At 72.5% G+C, this 18806-nt stretch carries 19 protein-coding genes; 5 read left to right on the top strand and 14 right to left on the bottom strand.

Going from position 1 to position 18806, the window contains the following annotated elements; all coding sequences use genetic code 11:
* Positions 1-15: 15 nt before the first annotated feature.
* Positions 16-1281 (top strand): styrene monooxygenase/indole monooxygenase family protein, encoded by a 1266-nt coding sequence (locus ACFV6X_RS02400; RefSeq protein ID WP_385376445.1) that lies wholly within the window; start codon positions 16-18, stop codon positions 1279-1281.
* Here the strand turns inward: ACFV6X_RS02400 and ACFV6X_RS02395 are convergent.
* The 4 genes from ACFV6X_RS02395 to ACFV6X_RS02380 form a co-directional block, all read right to left on the bottom strand.
* A complete protein-coding gene (locus ACFV6X_RS02395) occupies positions 1256-2434 on the bottom strand; it encodes an NlpC/P60 family protein (RefSeq protein ID WP_385376442.1) in 1179 nt (392 codons plus the stop codon). The two genes, ACFV6X_RS02400 and ACFV6X_RS02395, sit on opposite strands and share 26 nt — an antisense overlap.
* 103 nt (positions 2435-2537) lie before the next feature.
* Complete coding sequence (locus tag ACFV6X_RS02390; RefSeq protein ID WP_385376439.1) at positions 2538-2834, bottom strand: hypothetical protein; 297 nt, start codon at positions 2832-2834, stop codon at positions 2538-2540.
* 10 nt (positions 2835-2844) lie between these two features.
* Positions 2845-3501, bottom strand: coding sequence for a helix-turn-helix domain-containing protein (locus tag ACFV6X_RS02385; RefSeq protein WP_365447575.1), 657 nt, complete (start codon positions 3499-3501; stop codon positions 2845-2847).
* 119 nt (positions 3502-3620) lie between these two features.
* The gene (locus ACFV6X_RS02380; RefSeq protein ID WP_365447577.1) at positions 3621-4559 is read right to left on the bottom strand and encodes a diiron oxygenase; all 939 of its coding nucleotides are present in this window, start codon (positions 4557-4559) and stop codon (positions 3621-3623) included.
* Positions 4560-4647: 88 nt separating this feature from the next.
* Between ACFV6X_RS02380 and ACFV6X_RS02375 the strand changes: the two genes are divergently transcribed.
* A complete protein-coding gene (locus ACFV6X_RS02375) occupies positions 4648-5760 on the top strand; it encodes a ferritin-like domain-containing protein (RefSeq protein WP_385376436.1) in 1113 nt (370 codons plus the stop codon).
* Positions 5761-5767: 7 nt separating this feature from the next.
* On the opposite strand, the gene ACFV6X_RS02370 is transcribed toward ACFV6X_RS02375, so the two are convergent.
* From ACFV6X_RS02370 to ACFV6X_RS02345, 6 genes are all read right to left on the bottom strand, one after another.
* On the bottom strand, positions 5768-7225 hold the full coding sequence (locus ACFV6X_RS02370; protein WP_385376433.1) for a penicillin-binding transpeptidase domain-containing protein: 1458 nt from the start codon (positions 7223-7225) through the stop codon (positions 5768-5770).
* Positions 7222-8586, bottom strand: coding sequence for an FtsW/RodA/SpoVE family cell cycle protein (locus tag ACFV6X_RS02365; RefSeq protein WP_385376431.1), 1365 nt, complete (start codon positions 8584-8586; stop codon positions 7222-7224). Before ACFV6X_RS02365 ends, ACFV6X_RS02370 begins: the two co-directional genes overlap by 4 nt.
* Before the next feature lie 43 nt (positions 8587-8629).
* A complete protein-coding gene (locus ACFV6X_RS02360) occupies positions 8630-9817 on the bottom strand; it encodes an SH3 domain-containing protein (RefSeq protein WP_385376428.1) in 1188 nt (395 codons plus the stop codon).
* 76 nt (positions 9818-9893) lie between these two features.
* Complete coding sequence (locus ACFV6X_RS02355) at positions 9894-11189, bottom strand: ATP-binding protein (RefSeq protein ID WP_385376426.1); 1296 nt, start codon at positions 11187-11189, stop codon at positions 9894-9896.
* Positions 11186-11929 (bottom strand): hypothetical protein, encoded by a 744-nt coding sequence (locus tag ACFV6X_RS02350; protein WP_385376423.1) that lies wholly within the window; start codon positions 11927-11929, stop codon positions 11186-11188. The genes ACFV6X_RS02355 and ACFV6X_RS02350 overlap by 4 nt, the downstream gene beginning before the upstream one ends.
* A 141-nt stretch (positions 11930-12070) precedes the next feature.
* Positions 12071-12577, bottom strand: coding sequence for a dual specificity protein phosphatase family protein (locus ACFV6X_RS02345; protein WP_385376420.1), 507 nt, complete (start codon positions 12575-12577; stop codon positions 12071-12073).
* A gap of 111 nt (positions 12578-12688) precedes the next feature.
* Here ACFV6X_RS02345 and ACFV6X_RS02340 point away from each other — a divergent pair, with 111 nt between their 5' ends.
* On the top strand, positions 12689-13495 hold the full coding sequence (locus ACFV6X_RS02340) for a nuclease-related domain-containing protein (protein WP_385376417.1): 807 nt from the start codon (positions 12689-12691) through the stop codon (positions 13493-13495).
* 6 nt (positions 13496-13501) lie between these two features.
* Here the strand turns inward: ACFV6X_RS02340 and ACFV6X_RS02335 are convergent, their stop codons facing one another.
* On the bottom strand, positions 13502-14794 hold the full coding sequence (locus ACFV6X_RS02335; RefSeq protein ID WP_385376414.1) for a vanadium-dependent haloperoxidase: 1293 nt from the start codon (positions 14792-14794) through the stop codon (positions 13502-13504).
* Positions 14795-14837: 43 nt separating this feature from the next.
* Entirely contained in the window at positions 14838-15719 is an 882-nt protein-coding gene (ligD, locus tag ACFV6X_RS02330) for a non-homologous end-joining DNA ligase (RefSeq protein ID WP_385376412.1), read from the bottom strand.
* 71 nt (positions 15720-15790) lie between these two features.
* Here ligD and ACFV6X_RS02325 point away from each other — a divergent pair, with 71 nt between their 5' ends.
* Both ACFV6X_RS02325 and ACFV6X_RS02320 read left to right on the top strand, forming a co-directional pair.
* On the top strand, positions 15791-16831 hold the full coding sequence (locus tag ACFV6X_RS02325; RefSeq protein WP_385376409.1) for a Ku protein: 1041 nt from the start codon (positions 15791-15793) through the stop codon (positions 16829-16831).
* A 126-nt stretch (positions 16832-16957) separates the two neighbouring features.
* Entirely contained in the window at positions 16958-17182 is a 225-nt protein-coding gene (locus tag ACFV6X_RS02320; protein ID WP_385376406.1) for a hypothetical protein, read from the top strand.
* A 22-nt stretch (positions 17183-17204) separates the two neighbouring features.
* Here the strand turns inward: ACFV6X_RS02320 and ACFV6X_RS02315 are convergent, their stop codons facing one another.
* Positions 17205-18059 (bottom strand): energy-coupling factor ABC transporter ATP-binding protein, encoded by an 855-nt coding sequence (locus ACFV6X_RS02315; RefSeq protein ID WP_385376403.1) that lies wholly within the window; start codon positions 18057-18059, stop codon positions 17205-17207.
* Positions 18056-18805 carry a cobalt ECF transporter T component CbiQ gene (cbiQ, locus tag ACFV6X_RS02310; protein ID WP_385376400.1) on the bottom strand — a complete coding sequence of 250 codons (750 nt, stop codon included), beginning with the start codon at positions 18803-18805 and terminating at the stop codon, positions 18056-18058. The genes ACFV6X_RS02315 and cbiQ overlap by 4 nt, the downstream gene beginning before the upstream one ends.
* Position 18806 lies beyond the last annotated feature (1 nt).

Below are 18806 nucleotides of genomic sequence, written 5' to 3'. Positions count from 1 at the left end.
GGAGTCACCACCCGCATGCGGAAGATACTCGTCGTCGGAGCCGGTCAGTCCGGACTCCAGCTCGCCCTCGGACTCCAGTCGAACGGGTACGAGGTCACCCTGATGTCGAACCGGACGGCGGACGAGATCCGCTCCGGCCGGGTCATGTCGACGCAGTGCATGTTCCACACGGCCCTCCAGCACGAGCGCGACCTGAAGCTGAACTTCTGGGAGTCCCAGGCCCCGAAGATCGAGGGGCTCGGCGTCTCGGTGGCGGCCCCCGGCTCGTTCGACCCGGGCCCCTCGCAGCGGGCGATCGACTGGGTGGGCAAGCTGGACGGGTACGCCCAGTCGGTGGACCAGCGGGTGAAGATGGCCGGCTGGATGGAGACGTTCGCGCAGCGCGGCGGCCAGCTGGTCATCCACGGCGCGGCGGTCGGGGACCTCGACTACTTCTCCCGTACGTACGACCTCGTGCTGGTCTCGGCGGGCAAGGGCGAGCTGGTGCAGATGTTCGCCCGCGACCCGGAGCGCTCCCCGTACACCGAGCCGCAGCGCGCCCTCGCCGTCGCCTACGTGCACGGCCTCGGTCCGCGTCCGGAGCACCCGGAGTACGACGCGGTCCGCTGCAACCTGGTGCCCGGCGTCGGCGAGCTGTTCGTGATGCCGACGTTCACCACCTCCGGCCGTGCCGACATCCTGTTCTGGGAGGGCATACCCGGCGGCCCGCTGGACGCCTTCAACGGCGTCAAGGACCCCGCGGAGCACCTCTCCCTGACCCTGGAACTCATGGAGCGGTTCCTCCCGTGGGAGTACGCGCGGGCCACCAAGGTCGAACTGACCGACGCGAACGGCACGCTCGCCGGCCGTTACGCCCCCACCGTGCGCAACCCCATCGGCCGGCTGCCCGGCGGCGGCCTGGTGCTCGGCGTCGCCGACGTCGTCGTCGCCAACGACCCGATCACCGGCCAGGGCTCCAACTCGGCGTCCAAGTGTGCCGCCTCGTACCTCGCCTCGATCATGGAGCACGGCGACAGGCCGTTCGACGAGGACTGGATGCGGCAGACCTTCGACCGCTACTGGGACACCGCCCAGCACGTCACCAAGTGGACCAACGCGATGCTGGCCCCGCCGCCCGAGCACATCCTCAACCTGATCGGCGCCGCCGGCCAGCTCCAGCCCGTCGCCGACCGCTTCGCCAACGGCTTCAACGACCCGGCGGACTTCGAGAACTTCTTCTACGAGCCCGAGAAGACGGCGGCCTACCTGGCCGAGGTCACCGGCTCCGGGGCGGGGGCGTGACCGCCACGGGTGTGGCCCGCGCCGGAGCCGTCGCCGACGCGTAGCCGTCGTCCTTCCCCTCCAGGGCCCCCGCGGGGAGCCTCGGCGGTGTGTAGTGCCGCAGGGGCCTGCCCCGCGGGTCGGGGCGTACGGCGCCGAGGACCGGGTTGGCCGCGATCGGCGAGACCTTGACCTTGGCGCCGGGGCGCGGTGCCTGCACGACCATGCCGTCGCCCAGGTACATCGCCACATGCGTGGCCTCGGGGAAGTACACGACCAGGTCGCCGGGGCGCAGTTCCTTGAGGGGGACGCGGTGCAGCCGCGCCCACTGCTCCTGGCTGGTGCGCGGGATCGGCGTCCCGGCGTCAGCCCAGGCCTGCGAGGTCAGCCCCGAGCAGTCGTAGGAGCGGGGGCCCTCCGCGCCCCACTCGTACGGCTTGCCGAGCTGGCGCACCGCGTAGCGCACCGCCCGGTCGCCCTCCCTGGTCGGCACGTGCAGCCTGCTGGGGGCGCCGGCGGCCATGAACTTCTGCTGCGCCTTGGCGATCCCGGCCTTCTCCAGCTTCGCCACCGCGGTGAGCTGCTCGACGGTGAGCGAGGCCAGCAGCCTCTCCACCTCGCCGAGCCGTTCGCGCACCTCGTCGCGTTCCTTCTTCCGGCGTTCCGTGAGCGCGAGTTGCCGGTCCAGCGCGGCGCGCGCCTTGCGGGCCAGCCCGTCGGCCTTCTTGGCGCTGCCGGACAGCTCCTCCACCGTCTTGGCCCGTTCCCGCGCCAGCTGCCCGATCACATGTCCCTGTTCGAGCGCGTGCTGCGGATCGCGGGCGAGCAGCAGGCGGACGTACGGCGAGATGTCGCTGCGGCCCTGGTACTGCTGCCGGGCCAGCCGGCCGGCCGCGCCCCGGCTGGAGTGCAGGGCGAGCCGGGCGCGGGCCAGCTCGCCGTCCAGCCGCCGGGCCACGGCGCGCTGCCTCTTCAGCTGCTCCTCGGTGGCGTTGTAGGTCTCGGTGGCCTTCTCGGCCTCGCGGTACAGTCGCTGAAGATCCGTCAGCAGACCGGACACCGCCCGCCCTTCGGACTCGCCCGGTCCGGGCGCGGCCGCCGCCGGCACGGCTGCGAGAACGGCGTGGGCCGCCACGGTCGCCGTACACACCAGGCGCAGTAGCCTTCCTGACACGTCATCACCTCCGGTGCGGGGCAGCGGGTCCGCTCCGCTCCGTGAGCATGTGACGTGTGCGCGCGGCCCGCGCGCCGAAGGTCTGCGGGATGGCGTAAGGAGGTCACCCGTTCGCGTCGTCCGGCTTGCCTCCCGGCGTGGCGTCTGGCTTGCGCCAGGGCCACCTGGGCCGGCCCCCGCCCTGGTCGCCGGCGGGATCGTGGACGTACTTCCAGCGCCGGGTGAGCCGACCCTGGCCGCGGGGCTCGCGCCGGTACACGAGGACCGTGGCCCGACCGCCGTGCGGGTCCGGGACCGGGATGCGGTACGTCTTCGGCGGGTGCCCGGTGATCCCGAGCAGCACGGGCAGCACACGGCCGTCCATGGGCCCGCCCTCGAAGGGGGTCTCTTCGCTCTTCACGGCACCAGTCTCAGTCATCCGCCGAGGCCAGCGCGGCCACGACCGACGCGGTCTGCGGGTCACGGGCGGCGGTGACGGACAGGACGGCGACGAACTGGTCCACGAGCCAGTCCCGCAGTTCGTCGAGGGGTGGCTGCTTGTCCTCGTCGAGCCAGATGAGGGAGGCCGCCTCGACCGCGGTGATCCACATCCGGACGGTCATCCGCAGGCGGGGGCCCGGGTCCGTGACGCCGAGGTGACGCTGGATGTGCACGGCGGCGGCCCGCCGTACGCCGTCCACGATGGCGGTCGTACGAGAGGTCTCTACCACGCTGCCCCCCTGGAGCAGGGCGCTGAAGCCGGTGTCGTGCTGGTCCACGAAGGCGAGGTAGCGGTCCAGGGCACGGGACAGCCGGGGCAGCAGGGGCCCCTCGCGCGGCTCGTCGAAGCACAGCCGCAGTTCCTCGGCGGCGGAGCGCAGGGCGGCCTCGTACAACTGCTGCTTGCCGCCCGGGAAGTACCGGTACACCAAGGGGCGGGAGACCCCGGCCGCCTCGGCCACGTCGTCGAGGGAGACGTCCTCCGGGGCGCGGTGGGCGAAAAGGGTGAGTGCGGCGTCCAGCAGTTGGCTGCGGCGTTCCTCGACGCTGAGGCGGCGATAGGCGGGGGTGGGCGCGGCGGGGGTCATACCGGGCAGGGTAGTCGGCCGGGTGCGGTTGCACGGCCGGGCGAGAACGCCGACGTCGAGGGGCGCGGGGAACCCCGCCGCCAGCCCCGTACCACCCGCACCCGTACGACGGGCTCCTCCTACGCCAGCAGGCCCGACGACCGCCACAGCCGCCGCCCGACCCCCCGCAGCACGCCGATGTCGTCCAGGAAGTCCGTCAGGCGCTTCGCGCCGGTCTGCATGACCTCCCGGCGGTGGCCGCTCGCCTTCACCTGGGCGAGCGCCTCCCGCCGGTCCAGGCCCACATTGGTGTAGACCTCGGGGTTGACGAAGGCGACCGAGAAGACCCGGGCGAACTCGCCGGACGTGATCCGCGTGAACTCCTGGGACCACTTCGGTGCCGTGACCATCTGGCGCCTCAGTTCCTCACGGGCGTACCGGACGTGCCGGGCCTCCTCCACGACGTGGATGCGCGTGACCCCGCGGACCAGCGTCTGCACCCGCTCGTCGGGGAAGGTCAGCCGCTGCATCCAGTCGAGGACCTCCTCGCCGAGCAGGGTCGCGGTGAAGGAGCCGGGCGTCGTCGAGATGGTCTTGAACAGCCGCCCGAGGTGCTGGTGGGCGCGGCTCACGGGGTACCAGGGCGTCTCGCCGCGGGCTATCAGCCGGGCGAACATCTTCGAGTGCCGGCACTCGTCCTCGATCTCGGTCAGCGCGTAGCGCACGTGCGCGCTCGTCGCCGCCTTGTCGTAGATGTGCCGGACCAGCAGCTGCATCAGGATGATCTCGAACCAGATGCCCAGCGACGCCAGCGCCGCCGCCTCGTGCTGGGAGAGCAGGATCCGCTGTTCCTCGCTCATCCGCCGCCACATCGGTGTGTCGTACAGCGACACCAGCTCCGGCGGCCAGAACCACTTGCCCTCCTCGAAGGGCGCGTCCCAGTCCAGTTCCTTGTCCGGGTCGAAGGAGTGCTTCGCGGAAGAGTCGAGCAGCCGCTCGGCCACCTGCTCGCGATCCTTGAGCAGGCCCAGTGCGTCGCGCAGCCCTTCCAGGGCTTCGGCTTCGGTGAGGGTCGTCATGCCCTTATGAGACTGCTTGTCAGTAAGCCCGTCAATCCCTTGCGCGCTACTTGTTGACCGCGCGTCTACTACGTGTGAGCCTGCGGACATGTCGACCTTCGACCTGTACGCCATGGACCCCGGCGAGCCTCTCTGGCCGGTTCCCGCGACCGGGAAAGCCCGGTTCAACTGGGAGTACGACGACGGACGCGACCGCCTGCTGGCCCTGTACCAGAAGGGCAAGGACAAGCAGTGGGACGGGCAGAAACGGATCGACTGGGACCTCGAGGTCGACCCGTACGACCCCCTCGGCACCCCCGACGAGACGCTCTCCCTCTACGGCACCAGGCACTGGGCGAAGCTCTCCGAGCGGGACAAGGGCGATCTGCGCCGGCACTACACCTCCTGGCAGTTCAGCCAGTTCCTGCACGGCGAGCAGGGCGCGATGATCTGCGCGGCCCGCATCGTCGAGTCCGTCCCCGACCTGGACGCCAAGTTCTACTCGGCGACCCAGACCATGGACGAGGCCCGGCACGCGGAGATCTACGCCCGCTTCCTCCAGGAGAAGATCGGGATGCTCTACCCGATCAACGACAACCTTCAGTCCCTGCTCGGCGACACCCTGCGCGACAGCCGCTGGGACATGCCCTACCTGGGGATGCAGGTGCTCATCGAGGGCCTCGCGCTCGCCGCCTTCGGCATGATCCGCGACACCACCGACAAGCCGCTGCCGAAGCAGATCCTCGCCTACGTCATGCAGGACGAGGCCCGGCACGTTGCCTTCGGGCGGATGGCCCTGCGGGACTACTACCGGCAGCTCGGTGACGCCGAACTGCGCGAACGCGAGGAGTTCGTGATCGAGGGCTGCTATCTGATGCGGGACCGGCTGCGCGGCGTGGAGGTGCTGGAGAACTTCGGCATCCCGCGGGCCGAGGCGGAGGAGTACAGCGAACGCTCCGAGTTCCTCGCCCTGTTCCGCAAGCTGCTGTTCAGCCGGATCGTGCCGTGCGTGAAGGACATCGGCCTGTGGGGCAAGCGCCTCCAGCAGGCCTATGTCGACATGGGCGTCCTCGAGATGGGTGACGCCAACCTCGATCTGCTGATGGCCCAGGACGAGGAGATCGCCGAGAAGCTCGACGCGGAACGGTTCGCGGCCGAGGAACGGGAGCGGGTGGCCGAGGTGACGGAGGCGATCGAGTCGGGAGCCGGTCAGGACTCCTAGACCCGGGTCACGACTTGAGCACCGTCTGCATCACCGCCCGCGCGATCGGTGCCGCCATGCCGCCCCCGGTGATGTCACGGCGGTGCGCCGCGGCGTCCTCCACCACCACCGCGACCGCGACCTTCGGCTCCACGTCGTGATCGCCCTGCGCCCAGGAGACGAACCAGGCGTACGGCGTGCCGGAGTTGTCGACGCCGTGCTGGGCGGTGCCGGTCTTGCCGCCGACCGTCGCGCCCGGGATCGCGGCGTTGGTGCCGGTGCCGTGCTCCACCACGTCGCGCATCAGCTTCCGCATCCGCGCCGCCGTCGAGGGGTACATGGCCTGCCGCAGCGGGCGGGCGCCGGCCGAGGAGACGGTGGCGCCGCGGCCGGTGGTGGTCCGCTCCACCAGGTACGGCTCGCGCAGCTGGCCGCCGTTGGCGACCGCCGCCGCGACCATCGCCATCTGCAACGGCGTGGCCCGCGTGTTGTACTGCCCGATCGACGACAGGGCCAGCTGCGCCCTGTCCACCGTGGCGTCGAAGGTGCTCGGCGCCACCGAGTAGGGAATGCGCAGCTCGGTGTCGTTGAAGCCGAACGCGTGGGCCGTCGCGGCCATCCGCGTCACGCCGACGTCCACGCCCAGCTTGGCGAAGACCGTGTTGCAGGACCACTCGAAGGCCTTCCGCAGCGAGGCGTTGGCACAGCGGCCGCCCTCGTTGCGCAGTCTCGTCGTGGTGCCGGGCAGGGTGTACGGGTCGGGCGAGCGGGTCCGCTCGTCGAGATCCTTGATCACCCCGGCGTCCAGCGCCGCCGCCGCGGTGACCACCTTGAACGTCGAACCCGGCGGATAGGTCTGCCGTACCGCGCGGTTCAGCATCGGCTTGCCCGGGTCCTCGTTCAGGCGCAGCCAGGACCGGGCGACCGCCGGTCCGTTCCCGGACAGCGCCGCCGGGTCGTACGACGGGGTGGACACCAGCGCCAGGATCCGGCCCGTGGCCGGTTCGATCGCCGCGACCGCGCCCTTGCGGTTGCCCAGCCCCTGGAACGCCGCCCGCTGCGCCGCCGCGTCGAGGGTGGTGACGACGTCACCGCCGACGTTCCGCGCGCGCGTGAAGTCGTTCCACAGGGGGAACGGCGAGAGCACCGGGTCGCTGCCGGAGAGGGTGCCGTCCTCCGCGTGCTCCAGGAACGTGGTGCCGTACACCTGCGAGGCGAAGCCGGTGACGGGGGCGTACAACGGGCCCTGCTGGTAGGTGCGTTCGTAGCGGAGGGGCTCACCGGTGTCCTTGGAGCCGGTGACCGGGCGGCCGCCGACCAGGATGTCGCCACGCGGCTGGCCGTAACGGCTGATCTCGTGGCGGCGGTTGGCCGAGTTGGCGTCGTACTGGCCGGCCTGGAAGACCTGGACGCGGGCCGCGTTGACCAGGAGGGCGACCAGCAGCAGGGCGCAGAATGCGGCGGCGAGTCGGATGTGACGGGTCATGAGGCGACCTGCCCGTCGTACTCACGGCGGGCCGAATGGCTCACCCGGATCAGCAGGGCCACGATCGCCCAGTTGGTGACCACCGAGGAGCCGCCCTGCGCGAGGAACGGCATCGCCATGCCGGTCAGCGGGATCAGGCCGGTCACCCCGCCCGCGATCACGAACACCTGGAGCGCCACGATCGAGGCGAGGCCCACCGCGAGCAGCCGCCCGAACGGATCACGCTGGGCGAGGCCCGCCCGGTAGCCGCGCTCGACCAGCAGGCCGTAGAGCAGGAAGATCGCGGAGAGGCCGGCCAGGCCCAGCTCCTCGCCCGCCGTCGCCAGGATGAAGTCCGACTTGGTGGCGAAGCCGATCAGGACGGAGTTTCCGAGCCCCAGGCCTGTGCCTAGGACGCCGCCCGCCGCGAAGGCGAACAGCGACTGGGCGAGCTGGTTGGGGCCCTGGCCCGCCTCGATGGACGCGAACGGGTGCAGCCAGTCCTGGATCCGGGCGGCCACGTGAGGTTCCGTGCGGCCGACGGCGACCGCGCCGAGCGTCGCCAGCAGCAGGCCGACGGCGATCCAGCCGGTGCGGCCGGTTGCGACGTACAGCATGACGACGAACAGACCGAAGAACAGCAGCGAGGTGCCGAGGTCGCGTTCGAGGATCAGTACGCCGACGCTGACCAGCCAGATGGCGACGATCGGACCGAGGACCCGGCCGGTGGGGATCTGGAGCCGCCACACACGCCGGCCGGCGTAGGCCAGCGCGTTGCGGTTCGCGGCCAGGTACGCGGCGAAGAACACGGCCAGCAGCACCTTCGCGAACTCGCCTGGCTGGATCGAGAACCCGGCGATCCGGATCCAGATGCGGGCGCCGTTCACGGCCGGGAAGAAGATCGGCAGGGTGAGCAGGATGAGCGCGGCGGCGACGCACACGTACGCGTAGCGCTGGAGCACCCGGTGATCGCGCAGGGCGGCGACGACGTAGGCGAACAGGGTGACTCCCAGCGCCGACCAGACCAGCTGGGCGGGGGCCGCGCGGTCGCCCGGTGTCTCCAGGTCCAGCCGGTAGATCAGCACCAGGCCCAGGCCGTTCAGCAGCACCCCGATGGGCAGCAGCAGCGGATCGGCGTAGGGCGCGCGCAGCCGGACCGCGAGATGTGCGAGCAGCGCGAGGACGCCGAGGCCCGCGCCGTAGCCCACGGCACCGGGCGGGACGGCGCCGGTCCTGGCGAGGCCGGTGACGCAGTAGCCGTACACCGACAGGAGGACGGCTACGACGATGAGGGTGAGTTCGATGCCGCGGCGCCGGGGGAGACGGACCTCGGGTGCGGGCGCGTCCGCTGCCACGGCGGTTCCGGTTCCGGCCTTCGTCATGTCCGGAACCTACCCAAATGGTGTGGCTCGCGTGCCGTCGGCGTCAGCACCAGCGTGGCGCGGGCCCCTCGTTGTCGATGTGGCGGGCCGGGCCCCAGGCCCATGTGCGGCCCTTGAGGAGGTACCAGAGGGCGTTGCCCTGCACCCGGTCGCCCGACGCCTTGCAGTAGATGCGCACGATGTCGCCCCGGTCGACCCGGCCGATGACCCGGCCGCGCACGCTGGGGCGGGAGCGCAGTGCCAGGTTGTCGGCGGTGACGACACCCCGGTAGCGGGCCTGGTCGGCGCCCTCGTCGCCGCCGACGCCGTCGTCGAAGTCACCGTCGTCGAAGTCGCCGCCGTCGTCACCGAGGTCCCAGTCGTCCCCGTCGTCGAAGTCGTCGTCGCCGCCGAAGTCACCCTCGTCGTCGAAGCCGTCGTGGTCGTTGTTCCCGTTGCCGCCGTTGCCGCCGTTGCCGCCGTTGCCGCCGTTGCCGCCGTTGCCGCCGTTGCCGCCGAAGTCGTCGTGGTCGTTGTTCCCGTTGCCGCCGAAGCCGTCACGGCCGTCGAACCCGCCGCGGTTGCCGGCGAACACGTCGACCCGGCCGTTGCCGGCGAAGACGCCGACACGGCCGTTGCTGCCGTTCCGGAACCAGTCGTTGCCGTTGAACCCGCCGACGCCGTTGTTTCCGTTCCCGTTCCCGTTGAATCCGCCGACGCCGTTGTTGCCGTTGCCGTTGCCGTTGAACCCGCCGTTGCCGTTGAACCCGCCGACGCCGTTGCCGTTCCCGTTGAACCCGCCGAAGCCGTTGTTTCCGTTGAACCCGCCGCGGTTGCCGGCGAAGACGTCGACGCCACGGTTGCCCGCGAAGACGTCGACGCGGCCGTTGCCGGCGAAGACGTCGACGCGGCCGTCACCGCCGTAGTCGTCGTGGTGGCCGAAGTTGTTCCCGAAGCCCGGTCCGAAGCCCGGTCCGAAGCCCGGTCCGAAGCCCGGTCCGAAGCCCGGCCCGATGCCGGGTCCGACGCCGGGGACGGGCACGGGGACGGGCACGGGGGCGGGAACGGCACCGGTCCCGGACTCGCCGCCGGGGGCGGGCGCGGGTACGGAACCGGTGCCCTTGCCGGGGCCGGGGCCGGATTCGTCGCCCCAGATACCACCGGCGAAGGCCGGCGAGACCGCCAGCGCGGTGGCCAGGGCACCTCCGGCTGCCGTCATGGCGAGACGGGTGCGGGAAGAGCGCAGGGACATGGGGAGAACCTCCCGTGACAGGGCGGGGCGAAGCTGACTAATCGCCACATTAGGAGCGTGCTTCGCGAGGCGCCCGTCACAGTGCGCCATCGGGGAGGGGGCACTCCCCGTCCGCCGTACCCCCGTTCGGCGGAGCCTGAGGCAGTGTCAGCCGCGCCACCGCTCCGCCGCCCGGCGCATGGCGGAACTCCAGACGGGCGCCCAGCACCTCCGCCTGGCCCAGCGCGATGGTCAGGCCGAGGCCGTGCCCCGTCGCCCCGCCCTCGGTGCGGAACCGCTGCGGCCCGTGCGCCACCAGGTACGACGGATAGCCCGCACCGTGATCCCGCACGGTCACCACCGGGCCGTCCACCGTCACCACGACGGGCGGCCGCCCGTGCTTGTGCGCGTTGGCGACGAGATTGCCCAGCACCCGCTCAAGCCGCCGCCGGTCGGTCTCCACCCGGGTGTCCCGCACGACCTGCACCGCCGTGTCCGTGCCGGCCCCCCGGACCACCCGCTCCGCCAGCGCGCCCAGTTCCTCGGTGTCCAGGTCCAGGCGCTCGCGCCCGGTGTCCAGCCGGGAGATCTCCAGCAGGTCCTCGGTGAGCGTGCGTAGCGCGGCCACCCGGTCGCGGACCAGCTCCGTCGGGCGTCCCGGCGGCAGCAGCTCGGCCGCCGCGTGCAGGCCGGTCAGCGGGGTGCGCAGCTCGTGCGCCACGTCCGCGGTGAACCGCTGCTCGGCGAGCAGCTTGCCCTGCAGCGACGCGGCCATGGAGTCCAGCGCGGCGGCGACCGAGGCCACCTCGTCCTGCGGGCGCGACCGGTCCAGGGTGCGCGGGTCGTGCACGCGCGCGTCCAGGTCGCCCACGCTGATCCGCCGGGCGACCCGCGCCGTGGCGTGCAGCCGCTGGGTCACCCGGGACACGGCGAACGCCCCCACCAGCATCGTCGCCCCGATCGCCAGCGCCGACGACCAGCCGATCGCCCGGTCGAGGCCCTCGATGGTGCGGGCCTGCTGGGAGTAGTCGACGGCCACCGCGAGGGCCCGGCCGCCGTCGACCGGGCCCGCCGCCCACATCGTGGGCCGGCCGTCGTTGTCGGCGACCATCGTGCCGCGTTCCCCGCCCGCCGCGAGCGAGCGCAGCGGCGCGGGCAGGTCGCCGGGATCGACCGCCGCGCCCGGCGACAGCGGATCCCCGGCCTCGTAGGCCTTCGTCGCGTCCGCGAGCCGGGCCAGCGCGAGGGTGCGGGCCTGGCCGACGGTCTGGTTGGTCACCGAGACATGGACCAGCACGCCGAGCAGCGCGGCCAGGGCGCAGCACATCACCGTGATGAAGACGGCGGCCTTCACCGCGAGGGCGCCGGCCCACTGCGGCAGCGCCAGTCTCATCGGGAGCTCGCGGAGGGCGTGCCGGAGGTGCGGTGCGGGCCCGGCCGCTTGCCGGTGCGCAGCATCTCGTCGCTGGTGAGCAGCATCGCGCCCTGGTCGGTGTCCCAGCTCCACTGGAGGCGGTACTCGTACCCCGGGACCTCGGACGGCGCCCGCAGGGTCACCGACTGCCCGGCGATCTCGATCCCGGTCAGGGCGTCGTCGTAGGCCATGACCTGCACCAGCCGGTGCTTTTCGACGGTGTACACGCGGACGGCGGTCATCTCGCCGGGCAGCAGCCGGAAGCCCAGCGTCATCTCGGGCCGTCCGTCGCCGGTCAGATCGCGGTAGTACGGCTCCAGCACCGGACAGCCGGTGCCGGCCCCGTCCTGCGGCCCGCCGCACTCCGCCATCCGGCTCTCCGTCCCGCGGTACGGCGCCTTGGGGCCCTCGTAGTCGGCGGGGCTCCGGGCGATCTCCGCCCGCACCACCGCCACCGGGTCCACCTCGCGGATGTCGTCGCCGGGCACCGGGACGCCCTTGACGGTCTGGATGTCCACCTCGCCGATGTCGAAGGCCGGGCTGGACGCGGGCGGCAGCTTCGGCCACAGCCGGGCCGGGCCGTCCGCGGTCGCCGTCGGCCCCGCGCCGCGCAGCTCGCCCGCGTCACCGCAGGCCGTGGCGGTGACCGCGAGCAGCGCGAGGGCGCTGACGGCGCGGACGCGGGCGCGGGTGAGGAGCGGGGTGGGGCTGCGGGGCACGGGGCTCCTGTGGTCGGGGAGGTCGGCCCGTACACCTTATGCGTGCGCGCACATTATTCGTGCGTACGCCTTATTTACACGGAAGTCCTTTATGCGCATGGGAGTACTTATTGGGTGCTCGGGTGGCGTCCCGGTGCCGGGCTACTCCGCGAGCTCCTCCAGGAACCGTGCCGTCGGCAGCCCGGTGCGCAGGTACTCCACGAACAGCTCGTTGTGCAGTGCCCACGGGGAGCGGCGGGCGCGGATCAGCCGGATCGCCGACTCGGCGGAGCGGCCCTGGCGCATCAAGGCGTGCGCGATGACCAGTCCGGAGCGGTTGTAGCCGTGGTGGCAGCGGACCAGCACCCGGCGGCCCCGGTCCAGCGCGTCGCAGGCCGCCTCGGCCAGCCGGATCACCCCGGCCAGCTGGGTGCCGTCGAGCGGGCCGTCCGGGATCGGCCAGATCTGGTGGTGGACGTCCGGGGCGGGGCCGTGGCCGGGCAGCCGCAGCAGGGTCTGGACGAGATCGAACTCGTCCTGGACGACGGCGAACTCAAGGTGCCCCGAACGGCCCGTGAACTCGTGCCCGCCCATCCACAGACCGGGCACGATCTCGTTCCACGGCATGTCCGGAGCCGGTACGTCGGAGTGCTTCCTGCGGGTACGCAACGCGCCTCCCCAACGGTCACACGGGCGGGCCGGTCCCAACTGCTGTCAAAGGTAGCCGGGTTCTTGCCCCTGGAGCACCCCGCCTGTTCCCATGGTCGTGGGGTGATGTGCATGAGCGGACTGCGCGTCGTACCGACCTGGCGACACGGTCGGGAACGGCTCTACGTCTGCCTCACGGACGGCAGGAACATCGCCTGGTACGACCGTGAGGCGGCCCGGGTCAACCTGCTGAGCGAGGACCGCGGAGACGACGTCCTGGAGGCTCTCCGCCCCTTCCTCACCGGCTCCGTCACGGTCGGCCCGCCACCGGTCCCGACCCCCGCGGAGCTGGCCCGGCTGAGCCTCCACCCGGACGACGACCTCGCTCCCAACCGGCCTGGCGAGGCCCTCCTGGTCGCCCTGGACCGGGACCCCGGCGCGCCGGGGCCCCGGCTGCGGGCCGACCCCCGGCGCCGGGCGCTGGAGGCCGAGCAGGCGGTGGGGGAGGCGCTGGACCGGATGGACGGCGCGGGCTGGCACGCCCTGCACTCCGTGCCGCTGCCCGGCGGCGACCGCGTCCACCACCTGGTGATCGGCCCCGGTGGCCTCTTCGCAGTGCACGCGCTGTACGCCCGCAGGCAACGCGTCGTGATCGCCGATCCGATGGTCGCGCTGGGCCGGCGGGAGGGGCGACCACTGCTGCGCCTAGTCCGCGCGGAGGCCGACCGTGCCTCGTACGCCCTGACCGCCGAGGTCCGACCCGTTCTCGCCCTGGTCGGCCCGTCCCGTGTCTCGGTCCCCGGCCCGGTCCGCGAGGTCCGCGTCCTGAAGGACACGGACCTCGACGGCCTCACCCGCCTGGGCGGCGTGCTCAAGCCGGCCGACGTGGAGGCCCTGCACGCGATGGCCAGGGACCGGAACACCTGGGCGAGGGTGTGACCCGGGTCAGCCCACGGGACGGAAGTGGTGGTCCAGGGCGTAGTTGCCGATCGCCTGACCCACCCGGTTGCCCGCCTCGCCGCTGGTCCGGTACTGGATGCCGCCCCACATGCCGGCGCCGGTCACGTCACGGTTGTAGTCGGCCGCCTTGGTGTACGTGCGGGTCGTGCCGGTGACCGCCGACGAGATGCGGAAGTCGATGTTCCCGCCGGTCAGCCGGTGCAGGACGGCCATCGCGGCGCCGTCGGCCGCGGTGTGGCCGCTGATGTGGTCCGGGTGGGCGGGCGTGCGCAGCAGCGGCTCCCACGCCGGGTCGGACGCGGTGGCCAGGTTGCCGTCCGTGCCGGCCTGCCGGATCGCCGTGACCGGCCGCCACTGGGCGTGCGTGTACTTGGCGTTCCACGCGGTGATCGTCGCGTCGGCGGCCGCCGTGTTGGCCGCCGCGAACAGCCGCGCCGCGTCCACCAGGTCCAGCCCGTGTCGCTTGACGTGGTCGCGGTAGCCGGCCTGGAGCTGCACCGGCAGCACGTCCGTGAAGAACTTCGCGGTCTCCGTCTGGCGCGGCGTGCGCACCTTGCTGTTCTTCGCCCCCAGCACCCGTACCTCGGCCAGTTCGCGGGCGTAGCGCCGGGTGTTCGTCGCGGGCGGAGCGCCCGGCCGGAACCGCTCGGCGGAGTCCAGCACCATCGGCTTCACCTTCGCCAGCCACGGAACGCGGAAGGGCGTGTTGTCCGGCGGGGTGGGCCGCCACACGCCGGGCGCGGGCGACTTGGTGAAGGCCACCGCCGCTCCGCGTCCGTCCTGCACGCGCAGCTGGACGAGACGGTCGGCGGCCCGCCTGCCGAAGGCGGCGCCCTGCTCCTCGGCCTGCCCGTCGGGGACGTTCTTCAGCGACTTGGTGTAGGCGGCGTCCAGCCGGGCCTTGGACTTCGGGAAGTAGGTCAGCAGCACCCGGTGCGCGGCGGCGGCGGCCGCCGCCTCGGCGGAGGCACCGGCCGGACCTCGCCCGTCCCACTGGTACGGCGCGTACCGGCCCTCGATGCCCACGACGGCGTTGTACACGGCGGCCGAGACGAATCCGAGCCAGACGTTCTGCTCGGGCGCGTACCGCTTGGCGTCGCCGTTGACCGTGGCGACGGCGACCGCGTTCCAGTCGAGGAGTACCTGGGCCCTGGCCGTGTCGGCCGGGGCACGGTGCGGGGCGGCGACCGTGGTGGCGGTCGTGGCGCCCAGGGCGAGCGCGGTCAGGCCGACGACGAGCGTGCGGCGGCGGAGGGTACGGGGGCGGGTCGTTTCCATGCTGGTCCCTTGCTGTGAGGTGCCCGTCGAGGGGCGCTGTGGCTCACGGCAGTGGACTGGCCCGCCCCTCGTCGAGCAGCGGGGCCAGCACATCGCCGTAGTCCTGCACGCGCGGGGCGATGTCGGTCGCCAGGAAGGTGAGTTGGCCGACGTCTCGGCACGCCTCGACTTCCTCCCAGGTCACCGGTGCCGAAACGGTCGGCGTCGCCCGCGCTCGCAGGGTGTAAGGAGTCGCCGTGGTCTTGCGCGCGGCGTTCTGACTCCAGTCGACGAAAACCTTTCCGGGCCGCAGACTCCGCGTCATCCGGTGTACGACCAGTCGGGCCATCGCCCGCTCCGCCTCGACCGCGAGCCCTTTGGCGTACTCCGTCACCCGGTCGGAGGGGGTGGGCCGGACCGCGGCCAGCAGATGCAGCCCCTTCGAGCCGGACGTCTTCGGGTACGCCTCGATCCCGTCCGCCGCCAGCCGATCCCGCAGCCACAGCGCGACCTCGCAGCACTGCACGACGGTCGCCGGCGGCCCCGGGTCGAGGTCGAGGACGATCCGGTCGGCGACACCCGGCGCGGAGATCACCCATTGGTGGGTGTGGAACTCGGCCACCAGGTTCGCCGCCCACATCAGGCTCGGGAGGTCCTGCACCAGCACCATCCGGGCCGGCCCCTCCGAGCGGGGCACCTCGGCGGTGGTGACCCACTCGGGGGTACCCGGCGGCACGTTCTTGGCGAAGAACACCTGCCCGTCGGGTCCGTCGGGATAGCGCAGGAAGGACACCGGCCGATCCCGCAGATGGGGCAGCAGCACGTCGGCGGTCGTCGCGTAGTAGTGCAGCAACTCGCCCTTGGTGAAGCCGGTCGCCGGATGCAGCACCTTCTCCAGATTGCTGAGGGCGACCCGTCGCCCCTCCACCACAGTGATCGGCGTCATACGATGAGAATCACACGAAAACCATGAGAATCGTACTAACCCTTGTGATGCCGACATGAAAGCCCTGAAAGGTGCTGAATGTGCGATCCATATGGAACGGTGCCATCTCGTTCGGCCTGGTCAGCATCCCGATCAAGCTGGTGAACGCCACCGAGAGCCACACGATCTCGTTCCGCCAGATCCACACCGAGGACGGCGGCAGGATCCGCTACCGCAAGTTCTGCGAGCTGGAGGACCGCGAGGTCAGCGGCGCCGAGATCGGCAAGGGGTACGAGGACGCGGACGGCTCCATCATCCCGATCACCGACGAGGACCTGGCCCATCTGCCGCTCCCGACCGCCAGGACGATCGAGATCGTGGCCTTCGTGCCGGGCGACCGGATCGACCCGCTGCAGATGGACGCGGCGTACTACCTCGCGGCGAGCGGCGCCCCCGCCGCCAAGCCCTACACGCTGCTGCGCGAGGCGCTCAAGCGGAGCAACAAGGTCGCCATCGCCAAGTTCGCGCTGCGCGGCCGGGAGCGGCTGGGCATGCTGCGGGTGGTCGGCGACGCCATCGCGATGCACGGGCTGCTGTGGCCGGACGAGGTCCGCGCGCCGGAGGGCGTCGCCCCCGACACCGGTGTCACGGTCCGCGACAAGGAACTCGACCTCGCGGACGCCCTGATGGACACCCTCGGCGAGGTCGACCTGGAGGATCTGCACGACGAGTACCGCGAGGCCGTCGAGGAGGTCATCGCCGCGAAGGCGGCCGGCGAGGCACCCCCCGAGGCGCCGGAACCCGCGGCCGGCGGGAAGGTGCTCGACCTGATGGCGGCCCTGGAGAGCAGTGTCCGCGCGGCGCGGGAGTCCCGCGGCGAGGCACCGGCCGAGGAGGCCGACGTCCACGCGCTCCCGCAGCGCGCGTCCAGCCGCAGCGCACCCAAGGAACCGGCCGGCAAGAAGTCCACGGCGAAGAAGACGGCCGCCAGGAAGACCACCGCGTCCGCGAAGAAGACGGCGTCCAGGTCGGCCCAGGGAACGAAGAAGACGGCGGCGTCGAAGAGCACGGCCAAGAGCACCGCGAAGAAGACGACGGCGAAGAAGACGGCGTCACGCAAGCGTTCGGCGTGACCCGAGCGCGCCGAAGTCGACAGCCGGGTCACAGAGTTCGGGCTGCTGCCGCAGGAGGGCAGGAGGGCAGGAGGGCAGGAGGGCAGGAGGGCGGGAGGGCGGGAGGGCAGGACGCGGGACGAGGTGATGCCCGGTGACGCCTGGTGGGCGGGGATCGGCCCGGTCGACGGCCTGGTCCCGGTGCTGATCGGTGTCGCCGTGGCGGCCTGGGCGTTCCTGGACCTGCGGTGCAGCCCCGGCGGCGAGCACGCCGTCCACCAGGGCGCCAAGGCCGGGGCGATCGGAGCCGTCGTCGCGGGTACGACCCTGCCCGCGCGGCGCGGGCGGCGCGGGGACGCCCAGCAGGACTGAAGGTTCCGGCACGCGGCGGCTCTCAGCCGCGCGGCCCCGCCTGCGCCGCCGCCAACGCCGCCAGCTCCTCCGCCGTGCGCGGACCGGTCGCCGTGCCGTCCAGCAGGCCCTGGCCGCGCAGCAGTTCCGCCGCCGCGACGCCCCACGGCAGGCGCAGGCCCGCCGCCCGCAGGAGTTCCGTGCGCGCCAGGTTCTCGGGCGCGGGGCCGGTGCGGACGCCGGACGGGGTGAGCAGGGCCGCGTCGTCGGCCCAGCGCAGGGCCAGGTCGACGTCGTGGGTGGCCATCACCACCGTCGTGCCGCTCGTACGCAGCCCGTCGAGGGTGGCGAGCAGCCGTTCCTGGCCGTCGGGATCGAGCCCGGCCGTCGGCTCGTCGAGGATCAGCACCCGCGGCCGCATGGCGACGGCACCGGCGATCGCGGTCCGCTTGCGCTGCCCGTACGACAGCAGATGCGTGGGCCGGTCCGCCAGCGCGGTGATGTCCAGCGCCGCCAGCGCCTGAGCCACCCGCGCCCGCACTTCGGAGTCCGGCAGCCCCAGGTTGAGCGGCCCGAAGGAGACGTCCTGCGCCACCGAGGCGGCGAAGAGCTGGTCGTCCGGATCCTGCACCACCAGCTGGACGGTGGTCCGCAACCGGGTCAGCCCCTTCCGGTCGTACGACACCTTGGTGCCGTCCACCGTCAACTCCCCGCCTCGCGGCCTGAGTCCCCCGCTGAGAAGCCGCATCAGCGTGGTCTTGCCGCTGCCGTTGCGGCCGAGCAGCGTGAGCGCGCGCCCCTCGCGCACCTCGAAGTCGAGGCCGCTGAGCACGGCCGGGCCGTCCTCGTAGGCGAACGACGCGCCCCGCAGGGCGACCAGGGGGGCGGCCTCGCTCATGACAGCGGCCTTTCGAGTACGAAGGTGAGGGCGGCCAGCGCCGCGAGCAGCGCGACGCTCACGGCCGTGAACGGCACGGAGACGCGGGCCTCGGGCACCAGGACGCGCAGGGTGCCGTCGTAGCCGCGCCCGGCGAGCCCGGTCTGAAGGCGCGTCGCCCGGTCGAAGGCGCGCACGAAGGCGGTGGCGCCCAGCCCGGCCAGCGACCGCCACCGGGCGGCGCGCGTGGTGTGCCCGAGCCGGGCCGCCTGCGCGTCGCGGATCCGGCGTACGGAGTCGAGGAGCAGGAAGCTCATGCGGTACGTCACCAGGGCCACGTCGACGACGGGCGCGGGGACGCCGGCCCGGACCAGGCGGGGCAGCAGGTCGGACATCGGGGTGGTGAACGCGAACAGCAGCACGCCGAGGGAGGCCGCCGAGGTGCGCAGCAGCAGCTCCCCGGCACGCACCGCGCCGCCCTCGGCGACACCGACGAACCCGTCCGGGCCGCCGACCCGCACCAGCAACGGCAGCGCGCCGGTGACACAGAAGCCCAGCGGCACGCGGTACGCGAGCCAGAGCCGCCGCCCGGGCACGCCCGCCGGCCCGAGCAGCACGGCCAGCGCCGTCACCAGCACCAGCGCGGCCCCCGGCCAGGGCGGCAACGAGATCGCGAGCACCGTGAGTCCCAGCCCCAGCACGGCCTTGTCCACGGGATGGCGGCGGCGCCAGCGACTGCTGTGCGCCGCCGCGTCGATCGGCAGCACG

The sequence above is a fragment of the Streptomyces sp. NPDC059861 genome (assembly GCF_042731435.1).
In the GTDB taxonomy this organism is placed as follows: Bacteria; Actinomycetota; Actinomycetes; order Streptomycetales; family Streptomycetaceae; genus Streptomyces.
Note: the sequence above shows the minus strand (reverse complement) of the source record. Positions and strands in the feature narration are given on the sequence as shown.

Excerpts from the sequence above, each read along its gene's own strand:
- ACFV6X_RS02385 (WP_365447575.1), bottom strand. The coding sequence starts at position 3,501 with ATGACCCCCGCCGCGCCCACCCCCGCCTATCGCCGCCTCAGCGTCGAG.
- ACFV6X_RS02400 (WP_385376445.1), top strand. The coding sequence starts at position 16 with ATGCGGAAGATACTCGTCGTCGGAGCCGGTCAGTCCGGACTCCAGCTC.
- ligD (WP_385376412.1), bottom strand. The coding sequence starts at position 15,719 with ATGACGCCGATCACTGTGGTGGAGGGGCGACGGGTCGCCCTCAGCAAT.
- ACFV6X_RS02355 (WP_385376426.1), bottom strand. The coding sequence starts at position 11,189 with ATGAGACTGGCGCTGCCGCAGTGGGCCGGCGCCCTCGCGGTGAAGGCC.
- ACFV6X_RS02360 (WP_385376428.1), bottom strand. The coding sequence starts at position 9,817 with ATGTCCCTGCGCTCTTCCCGCACCCGTCTCGCCATGACGGCAGCCGGA.
- ACFV6X_RS02375 (WP_385376436.1), top strand. The coding sequence starts at position 4,648 with ATGTCGACCTTCGACCTGTACGCCATGGACCCCGGCGAGCCTCTCTGG.
- ACFV6X_RS02370 (WP_385376433.1), bottom strand. The coding sequence starts at position 7,225 with ATGACCCGTCACATCCGACTCGCCGCCGCATTCTGCGCCCTGCTGCTG.
- ACFV6X_RS02320 (WP_385376406.1), top strand. The coding sequence starts at position 16,958 with ATGCCCGGTGACGCCTGGTGGGCGGGGATCGGCCCGGTCGACGGCCTG.
- ACFV6X_RS02380 (WP_365447577.1), bottom strand. The coding sequence starts at position 4,559 with ATGACGACCCTCACCGAAGCCGAAGCCCTGGAAGGGCTGCGCGACGCA.
- ACFV6X_RS02335 (WP_385376414.1), bottom strand. The coding sequence starts at position 14,794 with ATGGAAACGACCCGCCCCCGTACCCTCCGCCGCCGCACGCTCGTCGTC.
- ACFV6X_RS02365 (WP_385376431.1), bottom strand. The coding sequence starts at position 8,586 with ATGACGAAGGCCGGAACCGGAACCGCCGTGGCAGCGGACGCGCCCGCA.
- ACFV6X_RS02340 (WP_385376417.1), top strand. The coding sequence starts at position 12,689 with ATGAGCGGACTGCGCGTCGTACCGACCTGGCGACACGGTCGGGAACGG.
- ACFV6X_RS02315 (WP_385376403.1), bottom strand. The coding sequence starts at position 18,059 with ATGAGCGAGGCCGCCCCCCTGGTCGCCCTGCGGGGCGCGTCGTTCGCC.